This window comes from Undibacterium sp. CCC3.4, from assembly GCF_034347425.1.
Classification (GTDB): domain Bacteria; phylum Pseudomonadota; class Gammaproteobacteria; order Burkholderiales; family Burkholderiaceae_D; genus Undibacterium.
Map to the genome: position 1 here is coordinate 659,921 of NZ_CP133779.1, position 13,252 is coordinate 673,172.

11 protein-coding genes are annotated in these 13,252 nt (G+C 55.9%); 2 read left to right on the forward strand and 9 right to left on the reverse strand.

Going from position 1 to position 13,252, the window contains the following annotated elements; translation table 11 throughout:
* Nucleotides 1-20 precede the first annotated feature (20 nt).
* Both lpxC and RHM61_RS03155 read right to left on the reverse strand, forming a co-directional pair.
* Nucleotides 21-956: a UDP-3-O-acyl-N-acetylglucosamine deacetylase gene (lpxC, locus tag RHM61_RS03150; protein WP_322249681.1), complete on the reverse strand. Its 936-nt coding sequence runs from the start codon at nt 954-956 to the stop codon at nt 21-23.
* Between the two features lie 122 nt (nt 957-1,078).
* Complete coding sequence (locus RHM61_RS03155) at nt 1,079-1,585, reverse strand: peroxiredoxin (RefSeq protein WP_322249682.1); 507 nt, start codon at nt 1,583-1,585, stop codon at nt 1,079-1,081.
* 389 nt (nt 1,586-1,974) lie between these two features.
* Here RHM61_RS03155 and RHM61_RS03160 point away from each other — a divergent pair, with 389 nt between their 5' ends.
* Both RHM61_RS03160 and RHM61_RS03165 read left to right on the forward strand, forming a co-directional pair.
* A complete protein-coding gene (locus tag RHM61_RS03160) occupies nt 1,975-3,609 on the forward strand; it encodes a hypothetical protein (RefSeq protein ID WP_322249683.1) in 1,635 nt (544 codons plus the stop codon).
* A gap of 35 nt (nt 3,610-3,644) precedes the next feature.
* Entirely contained in the window at nt 3,645-5,114 is a 1,470-nt protein-coding gene (locus RHM61_RS03165; RefSeq protein WP_322249685.1) for a S8 family serine peptidase, read from the forward strand.
* A gap of 72 nt (nt 5,115-5,186) precedes the next feature.
* Here RHM61_RS03165 and ftsZ read toward each other — a convergent pair whose 3' ends face one another.
* From ftsZ to ftsW, 7 genes are all read right to left on the reverse strand, one after another.
* Nucleotides 5,187-6,383, reverse strand: coding sequence for a cell division protein FtsZ (gene ftsZ, locus RHM61_RS03170; protein WP_322249686.1), 1,197 nt, complete (start codon nt 6,381-6,383; stop codon nt 5,187-5,189).
* Between the two features lie 123 nt (nt 6,384-6,506).
* Nucleotides 6,507-7,739, reverse strand: a complete 1,233-nt coding sequence (gene ftsA, locus RHM61_RS03175; protein ID WP_322249687.1) for a cell division protein FtsA — start codon at nt 7,737-7,739, stop codon at nt 6,507-6,509.
* A gap of 38 nt (nt 7,740-7,777) precedes the next feature.
* Nucleotides 7,778-8,548 (reverse strand): cell division protein FtsQ/DivIB, encoded by a 771-nt coding sequence (locus tag RHM61_RS03180; protein ID WP_322249688.1) that lies wholly within the window; start codon nt 8,546-8,548, stop codon nt 7,778-7,780.
* A gap of 24 nt (nt 8,549-8,572) precedes the next feature.
* Nucleotides 8,573-9,532, reverse strand: a complete 960-nt coding sequence (locus tag RHM61_RS03185) for a D-alanine--D-alanine ligase (RefSeq protein ID WP_322249689.1) — start codon at nt 9,530-9,532, stop codon at nt 8,573-8,575.
* 51 nt (nt 9,533-9,583) lie between these two features.
* Nucleotides 9,584-10,972 (reverse strand): UDP-N-acetylmuramate--L-alanine ligase, encoded by a 1,389-nt coding sequence (gene murC / locus RHM61_RS03190; protein ID WP_322249690.1) that lies wholly within the window; start codon nt 10,970-10,972, stop codon nt 9,584-9,586.
* Complete coding sequence (gene murG, locus RHM61_RS03195) at nt 10,969-12,045, reverse strand: undecaprenyldiphospho-muramoylpentapeptide beta-N-acetylglucosaminyltransferase (protein ID WP_322249692.1); 1,077 nt, start codon at nt 12,043-12,045, stop codon at nt 10,969-10,971. The genes murC and murG overlap by 4 nt, the downstream gene beginning before the upstream one ends.
* Nucleotides 12,042-13,250, reverse strand: coding sequence for a putative lipid II flippase FtsW (gene ftsW, locus RHM61_RS03200; protein ID WP_322251029.1), 1,209 nt, complete (start codon nt 13,248-13,250; stop codon nt 12,042-12,044). Before ftsW ends, murG begins: the two co-directional genes overlap by 4 nt.
* Nucleotides 13,251-13,252 lie beyond the last annotated feature (2 nt).

A 13,252-nucleotide genomic window follows, 5' to 3' on the forward strand; every position in this document is an offset into this window, starting at 1 on the left:
CGACTGCCAGCGCAGTTTTTTCAAGCAAACAACCACTCACGCTGACCTTGCCCGGCATAACTGCGCGGGGCCGTGGCATCATCAGCGAGTGTCACAATTTCATAGGCATCCGGGTCTGCCAGCAACACGCGCAGCAATTGATTGTTCAAACCGTGGCCCGATTTGTGCGCGGTGTAACTGGCCAATAAAGGATGACCAACCAAGTACAAGTCGCCGATGGCATCGAGAATTTTATGCCGGACGAATTCATCATCGAAGCGCAGACCGTCGGAATTGAGGATGCGGTACTCATCCATGACGATGGCATTTTCCATCGAACCGCCGCGTGCGAGGCCAATGCCGCGCAACATTTCCACATCCTGCATGAAGCCGAAGGTACGCGCACGCGCAACATCTTTGATAAAGGAATCGGTTTCAAAATCGACCACTGCAGTTTGCACCGTACCGTCGACCGCCGGGTGATTGAATTCGATGAAAAAATTCAATTTAAAGCCCTGATAAGGCGACAAGCGCGCCCATTTTTCGGTCGCGCCGCTGCCTTCGCGAATTTCCACCGGTTTGAGCACACGGATGAATTTGCGCGCCGCAGCCTGTGATTGCAAACCGGCTTGCTGTAACAAATACACGAAGGACGAGGCCGAACCATCCATGATGGGAATTTCTTCGGCACTGACATCGATATACAGATTATCGATGCCCAGACCGGCACAGGCCGACAGCAAGTGCTCCACCGTCGAGACCCGCTGCCCCTGATTTGACAAGGTCGAAGCCATGCGCGTATCGCCGACGCTCATGGCAGTGGCCGGAAACAGCAGTGGCGGCACCAGATCGGTGCGGGTGAAGACAATGCCAACATCGACTGGGGCCGGACGCAGCACCAGTTCAACCTTGGTACCGGAATGCAGGCCGACACCGATGGTTTTGACCGATTGTTTGATGGTTGTTTGCTTTAACATGGCGCTATTATAACGATTCGTCTGATAAAACGGGTTTCCTTAAGCCGCACGCGGCGACGAAAAAAACAGCGCCAGCCGTCAGGCCGTACGCTGTTTTCAAGACGCTCGACGGCGTCACCAGCTTACGCTAATTGCGCGAGCAAAGTTTCGGCATTCGATACCTCAAACTTGCCGCCTTCTTCAATATTGAGTTGGGTAACAACACCATCAACCGCCAGCAAGGAGTAACGTTGCGAACGTGTACCCATACCGAATTTACTGAAATCGGCCGACAGACCGAGGGCTTTACTGAAATCAGCATTGCCATCGGCCATCATGCGCACGATACCCGTGGCGTGTTGATCACGGCCCCATGCACCCATGACGAAGGCATCATTAACAGAAATGCACCAGATTTCATCAACGCCTTTTGCTTTTAAGGCAGCGGCTTGGGCAATATAACCAGGCACATGTTGAGCGGAACAAGTTGGCGTGTAAGCACCTGGCAAACCAAAAATCGCGATCGTTTTGCCTTTTACCAATTCAGCAACCTGAAATGTGTTCGGGCCTATGCTGCAAGTCTCGCCTGCGACTTCGATAAATTCTGCCAAGCTGCCAGCTGGTAAGTGTGCGCCAATTTGTATGCTCATTATGTTCCCTTTCATTAGATTCAATATACCCGAATTAAGATTACCTTTAAGGCAATTCAATATTCAGACTTGTGCAACGCCGGTCCAAAAACCCGGTGCGCAGGCACTCAGTATGCCTGAGAGCCGATAAATTTGCTCAGGGCGGAGCAATTCACCGCAGCGACGGCGGCCGCGCGAGGGCAGAATATTTTTTGTTACGCTCTATTTCCCGGTCGCCCACGCAAATGCGCTACAGCAATGCTAGGATGGAGCAATGAGGCGTCGCGCGTCGCTGTAAAGCATAAATAAGTTCATTTCAGTCTACATTTTCAAGCCATAATGTTTTCCGTATTGAAACAAACCTCAAGCCGACGGCAGCGCCCATGGATCGCTTTTATACTGGAAAACTAATGAACTTCGTCTTTACCCCAGCTCATCACCGCTTCAAACGCATGGCGCTGGCCTGCGCCGGCACCGCTGCCCTGCTGCTCGGCTGCGGTGGTGGTGGTGGTTCGTCGGCACCGGTGGCGGCAACGACGGCACCAGTGATCCCGCCAACGGTGAGCATCGATGTATTCGGTGCGCGCGGTGCCAGTCTCACTGCCATCGTCAGCGCCACCAATTGTTCCGCCACCCCGAGCGTGAGCTGGCAAACTTCATCGGGCGGCGCACTCGGCAGTGGTCTGACAATACAAGACACTCAAGCGACGGCCACCATCAGCGCCACCGCAACTTGCTCTACAGCTACCGCTACCGAAACCCTCAGTGCCAACTCGGTCTATAGCACGCTGGCAGCGTTTGCGGTCTTACAAAACGGTAAAGCCATTGCTTGGGGCAATCCGGTTTGGGGCGGCGACACCAGCGGTGCTGCGGCACTGAGTAATATCAGCCAATTGTATCCATCGGAGCGCGGCTTTGCCGCCTTGATCAATAACGGCAGCGTCGGCTTATGGGGCAGTTCCTATCTCGACATCAGCAGCGCCACCAGTGCGCTGACCAATATCGCCAGCATCATTCCCGGTCGGGTAGCGTATTTCGGCATTAAAAAAGACGGGAGCTTGACGGCCTGGGGCGTGGCGCGCGGTTTGATCACGCAAAACGATGTCGCTTTCAATGACGCCAACGCCGGCCTGAGCGCCGCCACTTTGGCCAGCTTAGTCAATATCAAAAGCATCGCCTCGACCGAAGGGGCCTATGCCGCGCTTAAAAACGACGGCAGCGTGGTGGCCTTCGGCGACGCCGATTCCGGCGGCGACGCCAGCTCGGTGCAAACACAGTTACTCAACGTAAAACAAATCGTCGCGACCAATTATGACTTCGTAGCGCTGCGCAACGATGGCAGCGTAGTTGGCTGGTCGGGCAGTTTCGGTTGGTCGACCCCGACCTCCGCACAACTACTGTCGAACATCAAAAGCCTCAGCACCAACGGTGCCGTCGGCGTCGCCCTCAGTTCCAGCGGGACGGCGACCGCCTTTGGCGACATCACGCAAGTTGACGCTGTCGACACCAGTTCCGTAGCCAGCTTACTGACTAACATCGTCAGCATCAGCGCCACGCAGACCGCCTTCGCCGCCATCCGCAGTGATGGCAGCGTGGTCAGTTGGGGCGATCTGCCGCGCATGCAAGGCAGTCTTAACAGTGTGCAACCCGCCTTGGTCAATGTGAAGTCGCTGTACAGCAGCGACTACGCCTTCGCGGCCTTGAAAAATGACGGCACCGTGGTTACTTGGGGGCAGGCCGAATCGGGTGGTGACAGCAGCGCGGTCGCCGCCCAATTGAATAATGTCGTAGCCATCAGCGCGAATCACTATGCCTTTGCCGCGCTCAAAGCCGATGGCAGCGTAGTCACTTGGGGCATGGCCAGTAAGGGCGGCGACAGCAGCGCGGTAGCCGCTAAACTGACACAAGTCCGGGCAATTTACGCCACCGCCTTGGGTGCCTTTTTGGCCGTCAGTAAAGATGGTAGCTTCACTACATGGGGCGATCAATGGGCGGGTGGCGGCAGTGTCCCGGCCAGTTTGAGCAAAATCCCTTACTCCGGCTGACCGCCGGCACGCTCCTTTTTTTGCAAAGACCTAACATGACCAACTCAGCTTATCGCCGCACTTCCCTGCTTGCCATCCTGCTCAGTGCCAGCGTGTTGGCCGCGCCGCCGGCAGCGGCCAATGCCAGTGCCCAAGCGCGCGCGCGCCCGGAGCAAAAGCTCACGCAATTAATCGTCAAGTATCACAATGAAGTCACGTACGCATCGGCCGCAGCCGCGGCCAGCGGCGCGCCCATCAACGCGCAGTTGCAAATACAGGCGCAACGGCTGACGCGCTTGCAAGGACTGGCGCAAAGCTATGGCAGCAGTCTGAGCGTACAGCGGCAGATTGTCACCGGCGCTTGGGTGTACCGCTCGGCAGTGCCGTTGACAGCGCTGCAGATGCGCACACTGGCGCGGCACATCGCGGCGGCTGACAGTTCCATCGACTATGCCGAACCCGACTATATTCGTCACGCCATGACGACCCCTGCCGATCAATGGGATATCCAAGCCTCGGCCAGCCAACCGGGCAGCATCAACTTACCCGGTGCCACGGCGCTCAGCAGCGGTGCCAATATCATCGTGGCGGTACTCGATACCGGTTATCGCCCACATCGCTCGCTCGTGCCCAACTTGATCGCGGCACCGAGTGGCAGCGGCTACGGCTACAATTTCATCAGCGATGCCGCCACCGCACGCCTGACTCTGGCACCAGGCGCCAGCTCGGTACGCGGCCCGGATGCACTCGATCAGGGCGACTGGGTCAGCGATAACAGTTGCGGTAATTCAGACAGTTCTTGGCATGGTACTCACGTGGCCGGTACGATTGCCGCGCTCAATAATCCGGCTGGCACGGTCGGCATCGCTCCGAATGCGAAGATCTTGGCGCTGCGGGTATTGGGCAAATGCGGCGGCACCGATTCCGACATCGCCGATGCCGTTGCCTGGGCCGCTGGCATCCATGTCGCCGGCGTGCCCGATAATACCAACAAAGCCAATGTCATCAATCTTTCGCTCGGCGGCACCGGCATTTGCAGCAAGACTGCCGCGGCGGTATTTCAAAGCGCTATGGCGGCCGGCACCGTGGTCGTGGTCGCGGCTGGCAATGAGAGTCGGGATGCGAAATTATCGGCACCAGCCAATTGTCCCGGGGTGATTGCGGTGGCATCGAATGCCATCACCGGCGGCCGTGCCAGCTACTCCAATTACGGCGGCACCGTGGCCGTCACCGCCCCCGGCGGCGGCTTCACCAACGCGGCCGACGTGATCTATTCGACTCTGCCGAGTGGAAAAACCCTGTCCACCGATGATCAAACTTACGGCAGCATGGCCGGCACTTCACAAGCCACGCCGCACGTGGCAGCAGTCGTGGCATTGATGTTGGCCGTCAATCCTAAGCTGAACCCGGCCCAAATCAAGGCGATGCTGATCAAAACCGCCCGCAACGCACCGAGCAATTGCCCTGGCTGCGGGGCCGGGCTGGTCGATGCCAGCGCGGCGGTCAAGGCCGCTGCTGGTCAGTAAGCGGTTTTTTACACATAAAAAAACCCGCTGCATTCACATACAGCGGGTTTTTTGCCACTACAAGCAGCGCTGTTAATCCGCTTGTTTGCGCAGGAAAGCAGGAATATCGTAAGTTTCCATGCCATTTTTTTCCAATGCGCGCACGGTATCGGAAGCCGACTCGCGACGCCATACGGCTGGCTTGCTCAAACCTTCGAACGAGGTACCGGCACTACCCATACCATTCGACACCGTGGTGGTCGCCATCGCAGCGGCCATCATCGGTTCGTTATTGGTACCGGTACGCAGCATCGGCGTTTGTACCAGTTGGATATTTTTCTTACCGCGACCCAAACCGGTAGCTACCACGGTCACACGGATATCATCACCCATGGTGTCGTCGTAAGCGATGCCTTGGGCAATCGAAGCATCAGGAGCGGCAAAGGCGCGTACTGCCGCCATGACTTCCTTGATTTCTTTACCCTTGAGGCTACGGCTGGCAGTCACATTGACCAGTACGCCACGCGCGCCGGACAAATCGATACCGTCGAGCAGTGGCGAAGCCACGGCCTGTTCGGCGGCCAAACGAGCGCGATCGACGCCGGACGCAGTGGCCGTGCCCATCATCGCCTTGCCTTGTTCACCCATAATGGTTTTGACGTCATTGAAATCGACGTTGATATGACCAGGCACATTAATGATTTCGGCAATACCGGCAACGGCATTATTGAGCACATCATCGGCATGCTGCAGCCATTCGATCATGCTGTCATCTTCGTAAATCTCTTCGAGCTTCTCGTTGAGAATGATGATCAGGGAATCGACATGCTGTGACAAAGCTTCCAAACCTTCGTCGGCGATGTCCATGCATTTTTTTCCTTCATAGGAAAACGGCTTGGAAACCACCGCGACCGTCAGGGCGCCGAGTTCTTTCGCTACTTGTGCCACCACCGGTGCCGCACCAGTGCCGGTACCGCCACCCATACCGGCAGCGATGAAGACCATGTGCGCACCACGCAATGCATCTTCGATACGCGCACGGGATTCTTCCGCCAGCTTGCGGCCGACTTCCGGTTTCATCCCCGCGCCCAAACCGGTTTCACCGATTTGTATCACGTTATGCGCTTTCGATTGCAGCAAAGCCTGTGCATCAGTGTTGGCCGCGATGAACTCCACGCCCGAAACACCTTTATTAATCATATGCTGTACCGCGTTGCCGCCTGCGCCACCGACGCCGACAACCTTAATTACGGTGCCTTGTGTGGCGTTATCAACCATATCGAACTCCATCATGACTCCTTCAGGTAGGCAGTTATCAGTCGCTAATTATCACACTATGTGACAACTAGCGACTGACAACTGTATATCAGACTATTATAAAATGACTACACCAATTGTGATACAAAAAGCTGACTAAAAATTCCCCAAAAACCACTCTTTCATGCGTTGCCAGACCGCTTTGGCAGAACCTTCCTGCCGCGTGACCAAATGACCGCGCAAATACTGCTTCTTCGCTTCCAACAACAAGCCTAAAACGGTGGCATAACGTGGACTGCGCACGACATCGGCGAGCTGGCCACTGTAGGCCGGCATACCGAGTCGCGTCGGTTTCAAGAAGATATCTTCGGCCATTTCGACCATGCCCGGCATGGCAGCAGAACCACCGGTGAGCACAATGCCGGAAGAGAGCACATCTTCATAACCTGATTCGCGCACGACTTGATGAACCAGCGCGAATAATTCTTCTACCCGCGGCTCGATCACTGCCGCCAATGCTTGGCGCGACAATGAGCGCGGCCCGCGATCGCCCAGACCAGGCACTTCGAGGGTATCGGACGGATCGGCCAACACTTGTTTGGCTACCCCGAAACGTACCTTGATTTCTTCTGCTTCCGAAGTCGGCGTGCGTAAGGCCATCGCAATATCATTGGTGATCTGATCACCGGCGATAGGAATCACCGCCGTGTGGCGAATCGCACCTTCGCTGAATACCGCCACATCAGTGGTACCACCGCCGATATCGATCAACACCACGCCGAGTTCTTTTTCATCACGCGTCAAGACGGCTTCGGCCGAAGCCATCGGTTGCAGGATCAGATCCGATACTTCCAAGCCGCAGCGCCGCACGCACTTGACGATGTTCTGCACCGCCGACACCGCGCCGGTAACGATATGCACTTTCACTTCGAGGCGAATACCGCTCATGCCTATCGGTTCGCGCACATCATCTTGACTATCGACGATGAATTCCTGCGGCAGCGTGTGCAGCAATTGCTGATCGGTAGGAATATTCACCGCCTTGGCCGTTTCAATCACGCGCGCCACATCGGCCGCTGTGACTTCTTTATCCTTGATGGCGACCATGCCGCTGGAATTGAAGCTGCGAATATGGCTGCCGGCAATGCCGGTATACACCCGGCTGATCTTACAATCGGCCATCAGCTCAGCTTCTTCCAGCGCCCGCTGAATCGACTCGACGGTCGCCTCGATATTGACGACCACGCCTTTTTTCAAGCCCTTCGATTCGTGCTGTCCGAGGCCGATGATTTCATGCCGTCCATCGGGCATGACCTCGGCCACTACCGCGACAATTTTGGAAGTGCCGATATCTAGGCCAACGATGAGATTTTTTGCGTCTTTTGTCATGTCTTTCCACTTACACTATGTATAAGAGACTCTGGTATTCAGAGCTTCTTTTTCTGTTTCATTCCTACCGCGCTGTGACTCGACTTCAGTGCCAGGCCATTCGGATACCGCATGTCCACACTTTCAATACTATCTTGTAAGCTGGCGATCAGTTGCGGATAAACGGTCAATAATTTATCCACCCGTCCTTTGATCGTCGCGCCATCCTGCACGCGCCCCAATTCGACTTGCATGCCGTTATTGAGTTTTACACTCCAGGCATAGCGGTTTGAATATTTCACCGCCTCCGGTGCCAAGCCGATGCGGGCAAACCAAGTTTTCAATTGCACGTACTGCTGCAGCACCTCGCGCGAACTGCCATCGGGGCCGGCCAGCGCGATCAGATCGGCATCTTCTTCGGCTTCGGCGAGGTTGGCGGTAAACACCTCGCCAGCCACAGAAATCAACTGTCCATCATCGCCCCAGGTACCGATGGCAACATGCTCCTCAAGCGTGACGCTGAGCTTGTTCGGCCATTCGCGCTGGACGCTGGCACGGCGCACCCACGGTACGCTTTCAAAGGCGGCGCGCACGTTGTCGAGATTGGCGGTGAAAAAATTTCCGCGAATTTTCGGCAAGGCAGTATTTCTGATCGTCAGCGGATTCACGTGCCGCAAGGGCTCTGCATTGCTGCCCGCGACCTGAATCACGGTCAAGGTAAACATCGGCCGTCGGATCACCCACCACACGCCGGATAACATCAAGGCGAGCAAAACGGCGCCCAACAAGGCATTCGCAGTATTGTTCATCAATTTGATGTCTTGCCACATGGTATAGGCTCTCCGTGCTTCGGTTTACTTGGTTTCGGTGCGAATTTTCAAACGCGCTGTCTGTAAAATTTTCAGACACAGATCTTCATAGCTGAGACCAGTCGCCTTGGCCGCCATCGGCACGAGCGAGTGACTGGTCATGCCGGGCGAAGTGTTAATTTCCAGCAGAAACGGCTTTTGATCCGATTCGCGCAACAGCACATCGACGCGCGCCCAGCCTTCACAATCGACCGCGCGGTAAGCTTCCACCGCCATCTCGGCGATCTCGGCGCTGAGTTCCGGCGCTAACTCGGCCGGACACACATAGCGGGTATCATCGGTGAAGTACTTGTTTTGGTAATCGTAATTGCCATCGGGTGCGACGATTTCAATGATGGGCAGAGCATACGCATCGGCACCGCGACCCAATACCGCTATCGTCAGTTCGCGCCCGGCCACAAATTCTTCTGCCAGCACGATGTCATCGAACTGCGCTGCCAACTGGTAGGCCGTACGCATTTCCGAATAACCGGCCACTTTGGTGATACCGATGGTCGAACCTTCGTGCGGCGGCTTGATAATCAAGGGCAAACCGAGTTCATCCGGCACCAGACGCAATTCAGTCTGCGGCGTCAGCACCGCATATTTCGGGGTCGACAGACCATGGGTTTGCCAAATGCGCTTGGTGAAAATTTTATCCATTGCAATCGCCGAAGCCATCACACCACTCCCGGTATACGGCAGATTCAATTGTTCCAACACACCCTGCAAGCTGCCATCTTCGCCATAGCGGCCATGCAGTGCAATGAAGACGCGGTCGAATTTTTCTGCCGCCAGTTCGGCGATGCTGCGCTCGGCAGGATCGAAAGCATGGGCATCGACTCCTTTGCTCTGCAAGGCCGCCAACACCCCTTGGCCGGACAGGATGGAGATATCGTGTTCGGCCGAACGCCCGCCGAACAAGACGCCAACTTTACCTAATGCTTTATTATTCAATTCTGTCATGATCTTCGCGTATTCAATAAATTAACTCTACTCTGTTGCCAAGCAAAGAGCTTACTTCGCCTGCGTCAATCTGGCCGGCACCGTACTGATGGAACCCGCCCCCATGACGATGAGGACGTCACCACCTTTTAACATATGCAGCAAGGTGTCCGGCATATCGGCGATGTGCTCGACAAACAGCGGTTCCACTTTGCCACCGACGCGCACGGCACGCGTGAGTGCACGGCCATCGGCCGCTACCAATGGCGCTTCACCGGCGGCATACACTTCCGCCAATACGACGGCATCGGCACTGGCCATCACCTTGACAAAGTCTTCAAACAAATCGCGTGTGCGGGTATAGCGATGCGGCTGAAACGCCAGCACCAACCGCCGTCCCGGATAGGCACCACGCGCTGCCGCCAGCGTGGCCGCCATTTCCACCGGGTGATGGCCATAATCATCGACCAAAGCAAAACTGCCACTGCCGTCGGCACAGGCAATCTCGCCGTAACGGGTGAAGCGCCGTCCGACCCCATTGAATTCTGACAAAGCCTTCTGGGTCGCGCTGTCGGCAACGCCGATTTCACGGGCAATGGCAATGGCTGCACAGGCATTCTGCACATTGTGCATGCCCGGTTGATTGAGGCTGATTTGCATATCGGGATAACCCTCATGCACCACGGTGAAATGCATCTTCCCATCGGCCGCGCGGGCATCGACGGCACGCACTTCGGCCTCGGGATGAAAGCCGTAAGTGACGATGGTTTTGGAAATCAAGGGCATGATTTCACGTACATTAGCATCATCGAGACAGAGCACGGCGACACCATAAAATGGCAAACGTTGGGTGAATTCGACGAAGGCTTGCTTGAGCCGCGAAAAATCATGCCCATAGGTTTCCATGTGATCGGCATCGATATTGGTAATGACTTCAATCACCGGCAACAGGTTGAGAAACGAGGCATCTGACTCATCTGCTTCGGCGACGATAAAATCGCCGCTACCAAGCTTGGCATTGGCACCGGCGCTGTTGAGGCGGCCACCGATGACAAAGGTGGGATCGAAACCGCCCTCGGCCAAAATACTCGCAACCAAGCTGGTGGTGGTGGTCTTGCCATGGGTGCCGGCGATGGCGATACCACGTTTCAGTCGCATTAATTCAGCCAACATCAAGGCGCGCGGGACAATCGGAATATGGCGCGCACGTGCTGCCACAACTTCCGGGTTATCGTCTTTCACGGCCGTCGAGGTCACTACTGCATCGGCACCGATGATCTGTTCGGCCGCATGACCGATACTGACCTTGGCACCGAGACTGGCCAGGCGCTGCGAAGCGGCATTGCTGCTGAGGTCGGAACCGGAAATGGTATAGCCGAGATTGAGCAAGACTTCGGCAATCCCGCTCATGCCCGAGCCACCGATACCGACAAAATGAATGTGTTTAACTTTATGTTTCATACTAAGGATTCCAGAATTTTCGCAATGTTCTCACTCGCCGCCCGCTCACCGAGTGCATGCGCCGCTTGCGCCAACTGCAGACAGTCGGCGCGGCTGAGCGCAGTAAGGCGCGCGGCCAACACGGCCGGCGTGAGCTCGGACTGCGGCAGGCAGAGCGCGGCCTGATGCTGTGCCATCCAAGCAGCGTTTTGTTTTTGATGTGAGGTACTCGAGGCCATGAACGGCACCAAAATACTGGCTACCCCAGCGGCCGTCAACTCCGACACCGTGATCGCACCGGCGCGGCACACCACCAGATCGGCAGCGCCATAACACTGTGCCATATCATCGATGAAGTCGACCACATTGGCCGTCACACCGGCACGCGCATAATTGTCGCGCAAGGCGGCGATATGCTGCTTACCCGATTGATGCGTGACCTGCGGACGCTGTTCCGGTGCCAGCAACGCCAAGGCTTGCGGCAGCATATCGTTGAGTACTTTGGCACCCAAACTGCCACCGACCACCAAGATGCGCAAGGGCCCGCTACGCTCGGCGTAACGCTGCTGCGGTGGCGGCAATTGACAAATCTCGCTACGGATCGGATTCCCACTGACCAAGGCTTTGGCATCCTTGACGGCCGTTGGCAAACCAAACAGCAATTTGCTGGCAAACGGTCGCAAGGCCCGATTCGATAACAGTAACACCGCATCGGCATTCATCAGCACCAAGGGTTTGCCGCACAAACTGGCGACCAAGCCACCCGGCACCGTGACATAACCGCCCATGCCGAGTACCACATCCGGGCGGCGTTTCAGCATGATGCGCACACAAGTGAAGAAACTGCCGACCAGCTTGACGGCACCGCTCACTGTGTGCTGCCAACCCTTACCACGCAAACCGCTGAAGCTCAAACTATCGAGTACTATGCCGTGGGCTGGCACAATCTGCGCTTCCATGCCAGTGCGCGTGCCGAGCCAACTGACTTCCCAGCCGCGCGCGCGCATCAGATCGGCAATCGCCAAGCCGGGGAAAATATGGCCGCCGGTACCGGCTGCCATGATCAATAATTTTTTGTGTCGCAGCGGGCTCATGCTCGGCCTCCACGCATCAACACACGGTTTTCATAATCGACTCTGAGCAAAATCGCCAATCCTATACAATTAATCATCACACCCGAACCACCGTAACTCATCAACGGCAAGGTCAAACCTTTGGTCGGCAACAAACCGAGATTGACGCCCATATTAATGAAAGCCTGTACACCGATCCAGATGCCTATGCCTTTGGCAGTGAGGCCGGCAAAAGTTTGATCGAGCGCGATCGCTTGACGACCAATTTCAAAAGCACGTTTGAGTATCCAGTAAAATAATAAAATCACCACCATCACACCGACAAAGCCGAGCTCCTCACCGATCACGGCGAGTAGAAAATCGGTATGTGCTTCTGGCAGATAATGTAATTTTTCCACACTCGCACCGAGTCCGACGCCGAACAATTCACCGCGACCGAAGGCGATCAGCGAATGCGACAACTGGTAAGCCTTGCCGAGCGCATTATCTTCCTGCCAAGGGTTAAGGTAAGCGAAAATCCGTTCGCGCCGCCAGGGCGAAAGCACGATCACCATGGTAAAAATGCCGACCAAGGTGGCAGCGATACCGCCGAACCAAACGCCGTTAATCCCGCCTAAAAACAGAATACCCATGGCGATGCAAACGATCACGCCGAAGGCACCCAAATCCGGTTCCAACAGCAACAGCAAACCGACCACAGCGACGGCCGCCATCATGGGGAAAAAACCCTTGGTCAGTTTGTGCATGTATTCCTGTTTGCGCACCGTGTAATCGGCGGCGTACAAGACCATGAACAATTTCATGAATTCGGACGGTTGCAAATTAAATACCTTGAACGATAACCAACGTTTCGCCCCATTGACGCCCTTGCCCAGACCGGGAATCAGCACCGCCACCAGCAAGAGCAGGACAAACACAAACAAGTAAGGCGCCGCTTTTTGCCAAGTCGCGACCGGCACCCGAAACACCAAGGCGGCAGTGATCACCGAAACCAGCACGAACAGCGCTTGGCGCGTCAAAAAATGGGTGTTTTTGTAATTCGCATACTTGGGCGAATCGGGCAGTGAAATCGAGGCCGAATACACCATCACCACGCCCATCAACATCAGGATCATGGTGACCCAAATCAGGGGCTGGTCATAACTCATCATTTTCGAACGATGGACCAACTGCGTCTCCGGCCCGGGGGCAGAAAACGGTGACCATTTACGCAGCGGTAGCAGCATCT